Below are 14468 nucleotides of genomic sequence, written 5' to 3'. Positions count from 1 at the left end.
GGCCTCAGCCCCCGGTCATGGGCGGGAAGAAGGCCACCTCCCGCGCGCCGGCGATGGCGGCGTCGGGCTTCACATGGCGGCGGTCGATGGCGGCGCGCACGATGGCGGGATTGTCGAAGGCGTGGGCATGGGCCTCGTCCCGCCCCGCTAGCCATCGGGCGAGGTCGGAAACGGTGGCAACCTCGGCCGGAGGCGCAACGTCTTCCTCGGCAAGCCCCACGCGTTCGCGCAGCCAGGCGAAGTAGAGCACCTTCACCGCTCGTCCTCCACCAGATGGCGGGCGCCGGCGCGGAAATAATCGTAGCCGGTGTAGAGCGTGAGCACGGCCGAGATCCACAGGAGTGTCAGACCCACCAGCGTCACCCCTGGCAGCACCGCCTCGCCCGCCGTGCCGGTGATGAGGACGCCCACCGCGACGAGCTGGAGCGTCGTCTTCCACTTGGCGAGGCGCGAGACCGGGACGGACACCCGAAGCTCGGCCAGGAACTCACGCAGGCCGGAGACCAGGATCTCCCGGCACAGGATCACGATGGCCGCCCAGAGCGACCAGCCCCGGATGGTGCCGTCGGACGCCAGCATCAACAGGCAGGTGGAGACGAGCAGCTTGTCGGCGATGGGATCGAGCATCCGCCCGATGGCGGATTGCTGCGACCAGGCGCGCGCCAGATAGCCGTCGAAGAAATCGGTGATGGCTGCCGCCACATAGATGAACAACGCGACCCAGCGCAGCCACACCCCGCCGGCGAGGATATCCGACCAGAACAAGCTGGCGGCCACCAGCGGCACCGCCACGCAGCGCGAATAGGTGAGGATGTTCGGCAGCGACAGGGCATGCCCGCGTGAACGCCGCTGGGTCGCGGGCGGGGCATCGGATCGTGTCGCTGCGTCGGACATGAGCACCACTTGAGAAAGCACGACGGCGATGGAGCGCATCGCGCCGGCCATCGTCCCTATTTAGGCCGGGCGGGCGGCCGGCGAAAGCCTCGATGGGATTTCATGATGAAGGTCGCTCGTGGAAATAATCGTACACCGCCTTGGCCGTACCGGCATTGATGCCCGCCACCTGTTCCAGATCGGCGAGCGAGGCGCGCTCGATGGCCTTGAGTGTGCCGAAGTGGCGCAGCAGCGCGCGCTTGCGGGTCGGACCCACCCCCGGAATGGCCTGAAGCCCGGCTTCCGTGATGTCCTTCTTGCGCCGCGCCCGGTGGGAGCCGATGGCGAAGCGGTGGGCCTCGTCGCGCAGCCGCTGGATATAATAAAGCACCGGATCGCGCGGCTCCATGCGGAACGGCGTGCGCCCGGGCAGGAAGAACTGCTCGCGCCCCGCCTCGCGGTCGAGCCCCTTGGCGATGCCCACCAATGGCACGTCGGTGATGCCCAGTTCCTCCAGAACCTTCCGCGCCGCATTGAGCTGGCCCAGGCCGCCGTCGATCAGCACGAGGTCCGGCCAGGGCGAGGCGCCGGTGGCGTCGGGCAGGGCGTCGGGCTCGTCTTCGCCCTCAGGCTCGACGGGCACCTCGGCAACGGCTGGGTCTTCACCCCTCACCCCGACCCTCTCCCGCAAGGGGAGAGGGGGCTCGAGCGGCTCTTCGACCACTGCGGTGGCCTCAATCGTTGCCGTATGGTCTTCGGTGTTCCCGCCCGTCACACCCGGAACGCCCTCTCCCCTCGCGGGAGAGGGCGGGGGTGAGGGGGATGCGGCTTCGGTGGCCGCAGCCATACCCTCCCGCGGCGCCTCCTTCAGCAGGCGGGCGAAGCGGCGGGTCAGCACCTCGCGCATCATGCCGAAATCGTCGCCCGGCACGAGATCGGCCGACTTGATGTTGAACTTGCGGTATTGCGCCTTCCGGAACCCTTCCGGCCCGGCCACGATCATGCCGCCCACCGCATTGGTGCCCATGATGTGGGAATTGTCGTAGACCTCGATGCGCTGCGGCGGCGCCTTGAGGCCGAAGGTGGCGGCGACGCCCTCCAGCAGCTTCGCCTGCGTGGCGCTCTCCGCCAGCGTGCGGGCCAGCGCCTCGCGGGCATTCTGCATCGCATGGTCCACCAGATCGCGCTTTTCCCCGCGCTGGGGGACGGCGATCTCGACCCGGTAGCCGGCCTTCTCGGACAAGGCCTCGGCCAGAAGCTCCTGCTCCTCCACCTTGTGCGACAGCAGGAGAAGGCGCGGACACGGCTTGTCCTCGTAGAATTGGGCGAGGAAGGCGCCCAGCACCTCGGCCTCGCTCAGGGAGCGGTCGGCGCGGGGATAATAGGCGCGGTTGCCCCAGTTCTGGCCGGTGCGGAAAAAGAACACCTCCACGCAGGTGGCGCCGCCCTGCTGGTGGCAGGCGAACACGTCGGCCTCCTCCACCCCGCGCGGATTGATGCCCTGCGAGCCCTGCACGGCCGAGAGCGCGGCGAGACGGTCGCGCAACCGGGCCGCGCGCTCGAACTCCAGTTCCTCGGCGGCCTGCTCCATCTCCTTCGCCAGCTCTTCCTTGATGGCGCGGGAGCGGCCGGAGAGGAAGGCGCGGGCCTCGCGCACCAGCTCGGCATAGTCCTGGTGGCTCACCTCGCCGGTGCAGGGACCGGAGCACCGCTTGATCTGGAAGAGAAGGCAGGGGCGCGTGCGGTTCTCGTAATAGCTGTCGGAGCAGGAGCGCAGCAGGAAGGCGCGTTCCAGCGCGTTGATGGTGCGGTCCACCGCCCAGACGCTGGCGAACGGCCCGTAATAGTCGCCGGGCCGGTTGCGCGCGCCGCGATGCTTGGCGATCTGCGGCGAGACGTGATCGGCCGTGATGAGGATGTAGGGGAAGGATTTGTCGTCCCGCAGCAGCACGTTGAAGCGCGGCTTCAACTGCTTGATGAGGTTGGCCTCCAGCAGCAGCGCCTCGGGTTCGGTGCGGGTGGAGACGAACTCCATTTGCGCCGTCGCGGCGATCATGCGGGCGATGCGGTTGGTGTGGCCCACCGGGCGCGTGTAGCTGAGCACGCGCTTCCTGATGCTCTTGGCCTTGCCCACATAGAGCACGGTGCCGTCCGCCGCGATCATGCGGTAGACGCCCGGGCCGCCGGGCGCGTGCTTCACCGCGCGGACGATGGCGGCGCGCCCCGTGGCAAGGCTCTCCTCGCCGGGGACGGCCTCTTCCGCCGCGTCGATCTCAAGAAGGACGGCCTCTTCCGTCTCTTCGGACGTCCCCTCCCCTGCTCCGGGCGGCAAGGCTTCGCCTGGCGCATCGCCATCGGGACGGGCAAGGGCAATCTCGGGCGGGTCGGAGGGTCGGCGGCGGATCATGGAAGGGTATGTAATGCGCCGGGCGCCCGGAGGGAACGGCACGGCCTCGCCGCCTCTCTTCATTCGCCGTCAACCATAGGAAAATTCGAACGCGGGCCGGGACGCGCGACAGCTCCGCACAAGGCCAAAAATCCACATTCAGCGCAATGTCATAGATGGTTACCCCGGCATCAACCATGTGCGCGAAGGAGAGCAACCGCAGAGAAAGGGGCAAGTTTCCCCTGCGAGGGTGCGCGAAACGCCGGGCGCGACCGGCCGGACCCTCGGAGGGATGATCATGCGTATCCGTCTGCTTGCTTCCGCCGCTGCAGTGGCGGGCCTCGCTCTCGCCTCACCAGCCGGGGCGGCCGACCTCGGCTATCCGGCGCCCTATGCGCAGCCCGTCGCCGCCTTCACGTGGACCGGCTTCTATCTTGGCGCCAATGCCGGCTACGGCTGGGGCTCTTCCTCCTTCAGCAGCCCCGGCGGCTTCCTGGGCGGCTTTCAGGCCGGCTACAATTTCCAGTTCGGCAGCCCCTTCGTGCTGGGCGTCGAGACCGATTTCGACTTCGCCGGCATGTCGGCCGGCGCCTACAGCCTGAACAATCTCGGCACTGTCCGGGCCCGCCTCGGCTATTCGTTCGACCGCGTGCTGGTCTACGGCACCGGTGGCTTCGCCTATGGCCAGGGCAGCGCGGATTTCTTCAGCCTGACCTCCTCCTCCACCCAGACCGGATGGACTTTAGGCCTCGGAGCGGAGGTAGGATTTGACCGGAATTGGTCCGCGAAGCTCGAATATCTTTATGTAGACTTGGGCAGCGCTACGTTTCCCACTGCAGTCGGTCCCGTTACTACTGGCTTTGACGCCAATATTCTTCGGGCTGGTGTGAATTATCGTTTCTAGCAGGGAACGTAACGTAAGGAAAAGAAATGCGGCAAAACATGGGAACCATCCCAAATCTGCCGCGTTTACGCGCCATTGTGTCGCGGAGATTAAGAAAAGTTAGGAAAAGGCCACATCTCTGCCCGGTTTGATTTTCCCGGTGTGGCCCGAACGCTACAGACGGCACCCAGCGGGGGCTGTAAGAAAGAACCACCCGACGGCGACCTCCTCCGGGAGGGGGCCGGCGAAACCACAAAGGTAGATACTCATGTTGAAGCGTGCACTTCTGGGCGCCACCGCCCTGGTTCTCCTCGCCGGCACCGCCTCCGCGGCCGACCTGGCCACCCGCTATCCGGTGAAGGCCGCCCCGATCCCCGTGCAGGTCTTCTCCTGGACCGGCTTCTATATCGGCGGCAACGTCGGCTGGGGCTGGGCTGACAACACCTACGACTACACCCCCTTCGCCTCCCCCACCTACAGCTACAACCCCGGCACCTCCAACGGTTTCACCGGCGGTCTGCAGATGGGCTACAACTACCAGTTCGTTAACAACGTCGTGCTCGGCGTCGAGACGGACTTCAACTGGGCCGACATCAACACCAGCGGCGTGCTCCTCGGCGGCCCGCTCGGCGGTGGCGTGATCGACCAGAAGGTCGACTACTTCGGCACCATCCGCGCCCGCCTCGGCTATGCGATGGACCGCTTCCTCCCGTACATCACCGGCGGCGTGGCCTATGCCAACACCAAGTACACCGACCCCTTCGGCTTCTCCGACAGCAACCTGAAGTGGGGCTGGACCGCCGGTGCTGGCCTCGAGTACGCCATCACCAACAACTGGACGGTCAAGGCCGAGTACCTGTACCTCGGCTTCGACAACAGCAAGACCAACTACTCCAACGGCGATCAGCTGTCCGTCGGCAGCAACATCCAGACCGCCCGCGTCGGTGTGAACTACAAGTTCTGATCCGAAGCACCCCCCTTGCAAACTGGCCCCCGGCATCGCCCGGGGGCCTTTTTGTTTGGGGGTGACGCCTTGAAGCGCCCCTGCGTTGCGGCTTCGGCTTCCGATGCGGCAGAGCGCCCGTCGCAAGAGGCGGCGCTCCGCCCTTGCCGGGGCGGACCGGTAACACGGGGATGCAATTCTTGAACGGTGCCGGAGGCCGGATTTGACCCGCCTCCTCGCCTTCTTAACTACGATCGTGCTAGAGCGCGCAATGGTTGAACGGCAGAAGAGGGCTGAAATGGCTCATCCGGCAGCGCCCGCTCAGGAGCGCGCCTCGAACCGTCCGGTACGCATCGGCGTCACCGGCATCGGCATCATGGGATCGAATCACGCCCGCGTTCTGGCCGAGCTTCCCGGCGCGGAACTGGTTGCCGTGGCGGATCCCGACCAGGCTCAGGCCCAGCGGGTCGCCAATTTTCTCGGCTGCCAGGCGGTGGGCGACCATCGCGACCTCCTCGCCCTCGGCCTCGACGCGGTTGTGGTGGCGGCCCCCACCCACCTGCATCATCCCATCGCCCTCGACGTGATCGCCGCCGGCTGCTCGGTGCTGGTGGAAAAGCCTGTCGCCTCCACCACCGAGGAAGGCCGCGAGATCGTGGCCGCCGCCCGCGACAAGGGCGTCACCCTCATGATCGGTCATGTGGAGCGGTTCAACCCGGCCGTGCGTGCCATCAAGGATGCCATCCGGGACGAGAACCTTCTGTCCATCGCCATCACCCGCGTCGGCCCGTTCCCGCCCCGCATGTCCAATGTGGGCGTGGTGATCGACCTCGCGGTGCACGACATCGACCTGATTCGCTGGTTCACCGGCTCGGACATCCTGGAAGTGCAGCCGCAGACCCGCGCCGCCATTGCCGAGCGCGAGGACATCGCCCTGCTCCAGTTCCGCACCGCCACCGGCGCGCTGGCGCACATCAACACCAACTGGCTGACGCCCTTCAAGGCGCGCACGGTGCACGTCGCCACCTCCAAGAAATACGTGATCGGCGACCTGCTCACCCGCCAGGTGACCGAGCATTTCGACTATCGCCCCGACGGCTCCTACTCCACCCGGCACCTGCCGGTGGCCTATGCCGAGCCACTGCGCGCCGAGCTTGAGAACTTCCTTTCCGCCGTGCGCACCGGCCGGCCGCCGGAAGTGACAGGCGAGGAGGGCGTGGCGAGCCTCGAGATCGCCATGTCGTGCCTGCCCGGTGCCGCCGCCTCAGCGCGGGGCTCCGCCACCAAGCGACGCGCGGTGGGCTGAGCCTGCCCTTGAACGTGCGGCCGCGCCGGCCCCAGGCCGGCGGGCGGGCGCGCGCCTGCGAAACGCCCGGCGACCGGGCCTTCTGAAACGGACCAGAGATGACCTCTCCCGCGTCGGGCGCCAGCGCCCCCATCGCCTTCATCGACCTCGCCGCCCAGCGCGCCCGCATTGGCCGCCGCGTGGACGACGCGGTGCAGGCGGTGCTCGCCTCCTGCCGCTTCATCAACGGCCCGGAAGTCACCGAGTTCGAGCAGAAGCTCGCCGCCTTCGCTGGCGCGAAATACGCTGTCTCCTGCTCCAGCGGGACGGATGCGCTGGCCCTGCTGCTCATGGCCTGGGGTGTGAAGGCGGGTGACGCCGTGTTCTGCCCGGCCTTCACCTTCTGCGCCACTGCCGAGGTGGTGCCGTGGGTGGGCGCCACGCCGGTGTTCGTGGACGTGAAGGAAGACACCTTCAACATGGACCCGGAGAGCCTGGAGCAGGCCATCCAGGTCGCCATCGAGCAGGGGCTGGAGCCGCGCGTGGTGATCCCGGTGGACCTGTTCGGCCAGCCGGCGGACTATGACGCGATCCTGCCGATCGCCGAGACGTATGGCCTCAAGGTTCTGTGCGACACCGCGCAGGGCTTCGGCGGCACCTGGAACAACCGGCGCACCGGCTCCATCGGCGACGCCACCGCCACCTCCTTCTTCCCCGCCAAGCCGCTCGGGGCTTACGGGGACGGCGGCGCCATCCTCACCGATGACCCGGATCTGGTGACCATCCTCAAGAGCCTGCGCGAGCACGGCCAGGGCGTGGACAAGTACCAGAACGTGCGCATCGGCATGACCGCCCGCCTCGATACGGTCCAGGCCGCCGTCCTGCTCGAAAAGCTCGCCATCTTCGAGGAGGAGATCGCCGCCCGCGAGAAGGTGGCGCGGCGCTACAATGAACTGCTCAAGGATGTGGCCGGCGTTCCGGTGGTCGATCCGCGGGCGACGTCGGTGTGGGCGCAGTACACCATCAAGCTCGCCCCCGGCGTGCGCGACGGCCTCGCCGAGAAGCTGAAGGCCGAGGGCGTGCCCACCGCCGTCTACTACCGTCTGCCCATGCACCTGCAGCCGGCCTATCGCCACTATCCCTCCGCCGGCGCCATCCTGCCGGTGTGCGAGGCGCTGGCGGAAGAGGTCATCTCCCTGCCCATGCACGCCTATCTGGACGAGGCGACGCAGGACCGCATCGTCGACGCGGTGAAGCGGGGGCTCAAGGGCTGAGAGGGCTCAGGGCGGCGGCGGAGAGCCAACTGCCGGCCCTTGGAGAAGCCGGAACACGTGGTTCGGCTCCGAAATCTTGAGGAATTGGAGCCTCTCATTTGGAGCCACGTTCAAAATTTTGTCGACGATAGTCTTCTTTCTCTGCGCGCCAGCGCTGAAACAGATAGTGCCCCGCGGATCCGAGCCCGATTGGTCGACAGAAGTGATCTGAGATCGATCAATCGCAGTGAGGCGTGGCCGGTCACCAACACCTATACACAAGAATAGAATGCGGCGATCTGTTACCGCATAAAATGTTCTCCCTGTGAGCCAAGCTTCATATAACAATCTCCCCCCGAACAAAGAGACCCACAGTCCGAACGATATAGATGAAAATTAACATCGGCCGATCTCTGGGGTCTAAGCCCACAAAATAAAATAAAATAACTGCAGAAAATGAATAAGCTAAAATATCATATACATCCCGGCCGCTGAAATTAAATCGCTCACCTGGCCGAGCAGCCCAGAGGATGCGCTCGCCGGGCAGCAGGTGGCCAGCGAACCTGAACCGAATCTCGCGCTCCATCGCACAGCCGCCTAGCGGTTAAAGAAGAAGTCCGCAATAAGAACGGCGGGCCGTCCGGCCCGCCGCGCCAAGCTCGTTGCTACCCCTGCTATGGTGACGCTGGAGAATGCTTCTCTCAGCAACCAGCGCAGGCAGCGATCCTCACCGGATACAACTTACGGGTCCTACTTCCCGCGCTTGAAGGTGTTCCAGGTCTTGGTGATGACCCGCTGCACCGGCGGCTCGTTGGTGGTGACGATGAAGAGGCGGTCGAAGACCTCCTTCGTCGGATAGATGGACGGGTTGTCCATGATCTCCTTGTCGATGAACTTCTGCGAGGCGAGGTTGCCGTTCGCGTAGGAGATGAAGTTGGTGTTCTTGGCCGCCACTTCGGGCTTCATCATGTAATTGATGAAAGCGAGGGCGTTATCGATGTTCTTGGCATCCTTCGGGATGGCGAAATTGTCGAACCACATGAGCGCGCCTTCCTTGGGCAGCACGTAGTCCACGTTCACCGGCTTCTTCTTCGTCTTCTTGGCCGCTTCCTGGGCGCGCGCCTTGGCCTGGTAGACGTCGCCCGACCAGCCGAGGGCGATACAGATGTCGCCACGGGCGAGGGCGTTGATGTAGCCCGAGCTGTCGAACTTCTTGATGAAGGGCCGGATGGTCATCAGCAGCTCGCCGGCCTTGGCGATGTCGTCCGGATTCTTGGAATTGGGATCAAGCCCCAGATACTTCATCGCGGTGGGGATGACCTCTTCCGGACCGTCCAGCACGTAGACGCCGCAATCCTTCAGCTTGGAGAGGATTTCCGGCTTGAAAATGATGTCCCAGGTGTTGAGCGGGATGTCGCCAAGGCGCTCCTTCACCTTGTCCACGTTGTAGCCGATGCCGGTGGTGCCCCACATGTAGTTGACCGCATGGGCGTTGCCGGGGTCGTACACGGCGAGGCGCTGCGACACCTCGGGCCAGGCATATTGCAGGTTGGGGAGCTTGGCCTTGTCGAGGGGGATGAACACGCCCGCCTTGATCTGCCGCTGCAGGAAGGAGCCCGACGGCACCACCACGTCGTAGCCGGTCTTGCCCGCGAGCAGCTTCGTCTCCAGCACCTCGTTGCTGTCGAAGACGTCGTAGCGGACCTTGATGCCGGTTTCCTTGGTGAAATCTTCCAGCACGGTCGGATCGATATAGTCCGACCAGTTGAAGACGTTCAGGACCTTGTCCTGAGCCGTCGCCACGCCGGTAAGGCCGAGCGTGGCCACGACGACTGCAGCTAGCGTTTGGCGAAGCATCCGCCGTTCTCCTCTTGCGCGGGGCGGGCTTATCCTGCCGTCCCCGGTGGTGGAAGGCTATTGCGTCGCGGCACACCGCTCAACAGGAAACGGGTGCGCCGCGGTGCTCACAGGTAAGTGTCGTATTCGAGGGGCAGGATCTGCCGGGTGAAGGCGGCCAATTCCTCCCGCTTCATCACGCCGTAGATGCGGCGATAGTCCTCGCCGAAGGCGCGGGCGATGAAGTCGGAGGCAAAAAAGCGCCGCACCGCCTCCTCCATGGAGGGCGAGAGCCGCTCTGCCTCATGCTCGTAGGCATTGCCCGAGAGCGGCGCCGGCGGCTCGATCTCCCGCTCCAGCCCCTCCAGCATGCCCGCGAGGATGCCGGCGAGCACGAGATGGGGATGGGCCTCCGCTCCGGCGATGCGATGCTCCAGCCGGCGGGCGGCGGGCGGCCCGTTGGGCACGCGCACGGCCACGGAGCGGTTGTCATAGCCCCAGCTGATGGACACCGGCGCGTAGGAGCCCGGCACGAGGCGGCGGTAGCCGTTGTAGCTCGGCACGAACAGAAGGGTGGAGTCCGCCATGGTCGCAAGAAGCCCGCCGGCGGCGTGCCGCAGCGCCCGGTCGCCCACCCCGTCCGGCCGCGCGAAGAGGTTGCCGCCGCCCGTTTCCATCAGGCTGACGTGGACATGCATGCCGTTGCCGGCGAAATCCACGAGGGGCTTGGCCATGAAGCTGGCGCGCAGGCCGTGGCGGCGGGCCACGCCGTCGATGAGCCGGCGCAGCAATATGGCGTCGTCCGCTGCCGCAAGGGCATCCACGCGGTGGTAGAGATTGACCTCGAACTGGCCGGGCGCGGCCTCGGAAATCACCGTGTCCGCCGGCAGCCCCTGCTGCTCGCAGGCGGCCCGCATGTCGTGCAGCACCGGGGCGAAGGCGTCGAGGTCGGACATGGAATACATGTTCTGCCGCGCCTGCCCGGTGACGGGAAACACCGGCTCCGGCGGCGCGCCCGGCACGTCGGACGGCTTCAGCAGGTAGAATTCCAGCTCGAAGGCGACGCAGGGGGCGAGGCCACGGGCGGTAAAACGGTCCACGATGCCGGCAAGCTGCTGGCGCGGATCGAGCTTCCACGGCGCGCCTTTGGCCGAGCCGTCCGGCTCGTGCATGGTGATGAGCACCTGCGCGGTGGGCCGCGGCGCCCAGGGCACCGGCTTGAGCGTGCCCGCCACCGGCCAGCACAGGCCGTCCTTGTCGCCGGTCTCCAGGTGGATCTCGGTCGCCTCCACCTCGCAGCCCCAGATATCGAGGCCGAAGATGGAGAGGGGAATGGCGACCCCGTCCTTCCAGATCTTGGTGATGGACCGCCCGGGGATCCATTTGCCGCGCAGCACCGCTGATGTATCGGGCAAAAGAACTTCCACCACCTCCGGCTCGCCGTAGGTGGACAGATAGGCCGCAACCTCGTCGGCAGACTCTGCTGCGGCAGAGGCCTCCTCGGGTCGACGGCCGGGGATTGTGACCGGCATGATACTCCGTCTTCAAAAAAGCGACGTTCAAGCCGCATCCAAGCGCGAAGGCGTGGAACCTTCAAGCGAGTCCGCACTTATCACCCCTGGAGTTGGCGCGCATTGACCCAAAAGAGGTTTCAATTTACCGCGCGGCCGGAGAGGCGGGACGAAATGGGAAAATGGGCGGTTCGCCCCCTCGGCGAGGCGGCCTCCGCGAGCGGGACAAAACCTGCCCGCGCGGCCACGTGCGGCCGGCTGACGTCTTTGCGCGCGTGCCCGTGTCCCAAGCCGGATCTTTCCCTGTCATGACGGCAACGCTCACACAGCCCGCGCCACGCGCCTGGCGGCATCAGTTCGCCACGCCCGGCCCGACGCTTCTCCTTCTGCTCGGCTTTGCGATCCTCGTCGCCATCAGCGCGTCTTCGATAACCCTCATCCACCGCGCGCGGTCGGATGCGGAGAGCGTCGCGCACACGCTTCAGGTGATGAATGCCGTATCCCAATTGCAGGTTCTCATCCGTCGCAGCGAAAGTTCGGAGCGCGGCTTTCTCATCACCGGTCGCGAGGGGTTCGCCCGCTTCTTTGAGCAGTCCAAGGCGCAGACCGGACCCACTCTTGAGCAGATCGCCGCCCTCACCGCCGACAATCCGGAACAGCAGCAGCGGGTGGCGGAAGCCCGCGACCTGATCGCCGAACGCCTCGCCTCCTATGAGCGATCCATGGCGCTGCGGACGGCGGGCGACCTGGACGGCGCCTTCGCGGACCTTCGCGCCGACCGCACCGAGGGCGCCATGACGCGCCTCGGCACGCTTCTCGTCGAGATGAAGCAGGTGGAGAACAAGCTGCTGGAGGAGCGCACCGGCGCCTCCCGCGACAGCACGGTCTGGCTCACCGCGGTCAGCCTCTCGGGCCTCGCCGTGGTGCTGGCCCTCGGCGCGCTTGCGCTGACACTCAATCGCCGTCAGATCAACGCGCTGCAGGCGGCTCATGGTGAACTCGAGGCCGCCAACCAGGACCTCGAGAAGCGCGTCGCCGAGCGCACCGCCGATCTCAAGGAAGCCAACGACGAAATCCAGAGCTTCGCTTACATCGTCAGTCATGATCTGCGCTCGCCCCTGGTCAACATCATGGGTTTCACCAGCGAGATCGAGGCCATGCGCGGCGACCTGTTCGATCGTCTCGCACAATTGAGAGCCCAGGCGGGGGACGCACCGGAGAGCGATGCGCAGCTCGCCGCCGATTTCGAGGAGGCGCTCGGCTTCATCAAGACGTCCATCAACCGCATGGACCGGCTCATTCACGCCATTCTCGCCTTGTCGCGCGAAGGCCGGAAGGAGTTCATGCCCGTGGACGTGGACATGGGCCAGCTTTTCGCCAACCTGCGTGACAGCATGACCCACCAGCTTCACGAGGCGGGCGGAGAGATCGCCATCAAGCGCCTGCCGGTGATCCAATCCGACCGGCTGGCGCTGGAGCAGATCTTCACCAACCTCCTCGATAACGCCTTCAAATACCGCCGGGACGACGTGCCGCTGCGCGTGGACGTGAGCGCCGTGGACACCCCCGGCTTCGTGACCTTCGTGATCGCGGACAACGGCCGGGGCATCGATCCCAAGGATCGCGGCCGGGTGTTCGAGCTGTTCCGCCGCTCGGGCCGGCAGGACCGCCCCGGCGAAGGCATCGGCCTTGCCCATGTGCGTGCGCTGGTGCGCCGCATGGGCGGACTCATCTCTCTCGATTCCAAGCTGGGTGAAGGCTCCACCTTCAAGGTGACGGTACCGCGCCGCCTGCCCACGGAGACCGGAATGAAAGACCATGGTTGAACACGTCACCATCATCATGATCGAGGACGACGAGGGTCACGCCCGACTCATCGAGAAGAACATCCGGCGCGCGGGCGTGAGCAACGAGATCATGGCCTTCAGGGACGGCACCAGCGCCGTCAATTTCCTGTTCGGCGCCGACGGCAGCGGCCGGGAAAGCAGCGGGCGCGCGCTTCTCGTGCTGCTCGATCTCAACCTGCCCGACATGACCGGCGTCGATATCCTCGCCCGTATCAAGCAGAACGAGCATCTCAAGCGCTCGCCCGTGGTGGTGCTCACCACCACCGACGACAAAGTGGAGATCCAGCGCTGCTATGATCTCGGCGCCAACGTGTATGTGACCAAGCCGGTCAATTACGAGAATTTCGCCAACGCGATCCGGCAGCTGGGCCTGTTCTTTTCCGTCATCCAGGTGCCGGAGACCGACTGATGGACTGCGCCGTGTCCGACCCCCTGGCATCCCAACCGGACGCGGCATCCGCCCCGCCCCCGCCGCTGCGCGTGCTCTATGTGGACGACGACCCCGCCCTCGGGCGGCTGGTGCAGCGCCAGCTTGGCCGCCTCGGCTTCGAGGTGGTCCCCGCCTTCTCCGGCGAGGACGGGCTGGCCCGCCTCGGCACCGAGCGGTTCGACGTGGTGGCGCTCGACCACTACATGCCGGGACAGGACGGCATGGTCACGCTGCGCGCCATCCGGGCGCTCGAAAACGCCCCGCCGGTGGTCTACGTCACCGGCGCGCAGGATGGCCGCCTCGCGGTGGCCGCCCTCAAGGCGGGTGCGGCCGATTATGTGGTGAAGGAGGTCCAGGCCGACTTCATCGAATTGCTGCGCGCCGCCTTCGTGCTGGCGGTGGAGCAGGTGCGCATGCGCCGCGCCCACGAGGCGGCGGAAGCCGAGATCCGCGCCGCCCGGGACCGGTTCGAGGCGCTGGCCGCCGAGCGGGCGCTGCTGCTGCGCGAGATGAACCATCGCGTGGGCAATTCGCTGCAGATCATCGTGTCGCTGCTCAACGTGCAGGCCGGCGCCACTGATGAGCCGCGGGTCAAGGAAGCGCTGAACTCGGCCCGCAACCGGGTGTCCGCGGTGGCGCAGGTTCATCGCCGCCTCTACACCTCCGACCAGATCGCCACCGTTGCGCTCGACCAATATATCGGCTCGCTGCTGGACGACTTGCAGGTGTCTGCGCACCGCGAGCACGGCGGCATCACCCTCGCCTATGATGCCGATCCCATCCACATCGACCCCGATCGCGGCGTTGCGCTGGGCATCATCGCCACCGAACTCGTCATCAACGCCATGAAATACGCCTATCCCGATGGCGAAGGGCCGGTGCGGGTGAAGCTGCGGCGGGTGGGCGACAGGCTCGACTTCACCGTGGAGGATGACGGCGCCGGCATCTCTTCGGAAAAGCCTGCGAACTCGACCGGCCTCGGCAACCGCATCGTCAGGGCCATGTCGATGAAGCTCGGCTGCGAGCCGATCTTCGACCCGCGCGAGCGCGGCACCTGCGTGCGCCTCACCTTCCGCCTCGCCGATCCCGGCAAGGCGTGAGGCGCTGGTCCTGACACCACCTTCCACCTGATCGCGCGGCCTTCAAGCGCCGCGGGGTTTGGTGTTGACTCTGCCTCCCGCGTTAAGGCGCCGTCATCCCCCGGCTCGTCCGGGGGATCCA

The 14468-nt window shown here is 66.2% G+C and carries 12 protein-coding genes; 7 read left to right on the top strand and 5 right to left on the bottom strand.

Annotated elements, in window-relative coordinates:
* Window positions 1-4 precede the first annotated feature (4 nt).
* From moaD to uvrC, 3 genes are all read right to left on the bottom strand, one after another.
* Window positions 5-256 (bottom strand): molybdopterin converting factor subunit 1, encoded by a 252-nt coding sequence (gene moaD, locus J2126_RS14720; RefSeq protein ID WP_209487666.1) that lies wholly within the window; start codon window positions 254-256, stop codon window positions 5-7.
* Complete coding sequence (gene pgsA, locus J2126_RS14715) at window positions 253-894, bottom strand: CDP-diacylglycerol--glycerol-3-phosphate 3-phosphatidyltransferase (RefSeq protein ID WP_209490193.1); 642 nt, start codon at window positions 892-894, stop codon at window positions 253-255. The genes moaD and pgsA overlap by 4 nt, the downstream gene beginning before the upstream one ends.
* Before the next feature lie 100 nt (window positions 895-994).
* Window positions 995-3280 (bottom strand): excinuclease ABC subunit UvrC, encoded by a 2286-nt coding sequence (gene uvrC / locus J2126_RS14710; protein WP_209487665.1) that lies wholly within the window; start codon window positions 3278-3280, stop codon window positions 995-997.
* Window positions 3281-3557: 277 nt separating this feature from the next.
* Between uvrC and J2126_RS14705 the strand changes: the two genes are divergently transcribed.
* The 4 genes from J2126_RS14705 to J2126_RS14690 all read left to right on the top strand — a co-directional run bounded on the left by J2126_RS14705 (window position 3558) and on the right by J2126_RS14690 (window position 7644).
* Window positions 3558-4163 carry an outer membrane protein gene (locus J2126_RS14705; RefSeq protein WP_209487664.1) on the top strand — a complete coding sequence of 202 codons (606 nt, stop codon included), beginning with the start codon at window positions 3558-3560 and terminating at the stop codon, window positions 4161-4163.
* 247 nt (window positions 4164-4410) lie between these two features.
* Window positions 4411-5106, top strand: a complete 696-nt coding sequence (locus J2126_RS14700) for an outer membrane protein (RefSeq protein ID WP_209487663.1) — start codon at window positions 4411-4413, stop codon at window positions 5104-5106.
* A gap of 277 nt (window positions 5107-5383) precedes the next feature.
* Window positions 5384-6391, top strand: coding sequence for a Gfo/Idh/MocA family protein (locus J2126_RS14695; RefSeq protein ID WP_209487662.1), 1008 nt, complete (start codon window positions 5384-5386; stop codon window positions 6389-6391).
* A 98-nt stretch (window positions 6392-6489) separates the two neighbouring features.
* Complete coding sequence (locus J2126_RS14690) at window positions 6490-7644, top strand: DegT/DnrJ/EryC1/StrS family aminotransferase (protein ID WP_209487661.1); 1155 nt, start codon at window positions 6490-6492, stop codon at window positions 7642-7644.
* A 729-nt stretch (window positions 7645-8373) separates the two neighbouring features.
* Here the strand turns inward: J2126_RS14690 and J2126_RS14685 are convergent.
* Both J2126_RS14685 and J2126_RS14680 read right to left on the bottom strand, forming a co-directional pair.
* On the bottom strand, window positions 8374-9480 hold the full coding sequence (locus tag J2126_RS14685) for a polyamine ABC transporter substrate-binding protein (RefSeq protein ID WP_209487660.1): 1107 nt from the start codon (window positions 9478-9480) through the stop codon (window positions 8374-8376).
* A gap of 107 nt (window positions 9481-9587) precedes the next feature.
* Window positions 9588-10991 carry a glutamine synthetase family protein gene (locus J2126_RS14680; protein ID WP_209487659.1) on the bottom strand — a complete coding sequence of 468 codons (1404 nt, stop codon included), beginning with the start codon at window positions 10989-10991 and terminating at the stop codon, window positions 9588-9590.
* A gap of 287 nt (window positions 10992-11278) precedes the next feature.
* Here J2126_RS14680 and J2126_RS14675 point away from each other — a divergent pair, with 287 nt between their 5' ends.
* Genes J2126_RS14675 through J2126_RS14665 form a run of 3 tightly spaced genes read left to right on the top strand, consistent with a single transcriptional unit; the run spans window position 11279 to window position 14347 of the window.
* On the top strand, window positions 11279-12796 hold the full coding sequence (locus J2126_RS14675) for a sensor histidine kinase (RefSeq protein ID WP_209487658.1): 1518 nt from the start codon (window positions 11279-11281) through the stop codon (window positions 12794-12796).
* Window positions 12789-13226 carry a response regulator gene (locus J2126_RS14670; RefSeq protein ID WP_209487657.1) on the top strand — a complete coding sequence of 146 codons (438 nt, stop codon included), beginning with the start codon at window positions 12789-12791 and terminating at the stop codon, window positions 13224-13226. Before J2126_RS14675 ends, J2126_RS14670 begins: the two co-directional genes overlap by 8 nt.
* Entirely contained in the window at window positions 13226-14347 is a 1122-nt protein-coding gene (locus tag J2126_RS14665) for a histidine kinase dimerization/phosphoacceptor domain -containing protein (RefSeq protein ID WP_209487656.1), read from the top strand. The genes J2126_RS14670 and J2126_RS14665 overlap by 1 nt, the downstream gene beginning before the upstream one ends.
* The last annotated feature ends 121 nt before the right edge of the window (window positions 14348-14468 follow it).

Source organism: Xanthobacter flavus (assembly GCF_017875275.1).
Lineage (GTDB): Bacteria > Pseudomonadota > Alphaproteobacteria > Rhizobiales > Xanthobacteraceae > Xanthobacter > Xanthobacter flavus_A.
Note: the sequence above shows the minus strand (reverse complement) of the source record. Positions and strands in the feature narration are given on the sequence as shown.

Bases quoted from the DNA above. Each gene is read 5' to 3' on its own strand.
- J2126_RS14685 (WP_209487660.1), bottom strand. From the start codon at position 9,480: ATGCTTCGCCAAACGCTAGCTGCAGTCGTCGTGGCCACGCTCGGCCTT.
- uvrC (WP_209487665.1), bottom strand. From the start codon at position 3,280: ATGATCCGCCGCCGACCCTCCGACCCGCCCGAGATTGCCCTTGCCCGT.
- J2126_RS14700 (WP_209487663.1), top strand. From the start codon at position 4,411: ATGTTGAAGCGTGCACTTCTGGGCGCCACCGCCCTGGTTCTCCTCGCC.
- J2126_RS14665 (WP_209487656.1), top strand. From the start codon at position 13,226: ATGGACTGCGCCGTGTCCGACCCCCTGGCATCCCAACCGGACGCGGCA.
- J2126_RS14675 (WP_209487658.1), top strand. From the start codon at position 11,279: ATGACGGCAACGCTCACACAGCCCGCGCCACGCGCCTGGCGGCATCAG.
- J2126_RS14705 (WP_209487664.1), top strand. From the start codon at position 3,558: ATGCGTATCCGTCTGCTTGCTTCCGCCGCTGCAGTGGCGGGCCTCGCT.
- J2126_RS14690 (WP_209487661.1), top strand. From the start codon at position 6,490: ATGACCTCTCCCGCGTCGGGCGCCAGCGCCCCCATCGCCTTCATCGAC.
- J2126_RS14680 (WP_209487659.1), bottom strand. From the start codon at position 10,991: ATGCCGGTCACAATCCCCGGCCGTCGACCCGAGGAGGCCTCTGCCGCA.
- J2126_RS14695 (WP_209487662.1), top strand. From the start codon at position 5,384: ATGGCTCATCCGGCAGCGCCCGCTCAGGAGCGCGCCTCGAACCGTCCG.
- J2126_RS14670 (WP_209487657.1), top strand. From the start codon at position 12,789: ATGGTTGAACACGTCACCATCATCATGATCGAGGACGACGAGGGTCAC.
- pgsA (WP_209490193.1), bottom strand. From the start codon at position 894: ATGTCCGACGCAGCGACACGATCCGATGCCCCGCCCGCGACCCAGCGG.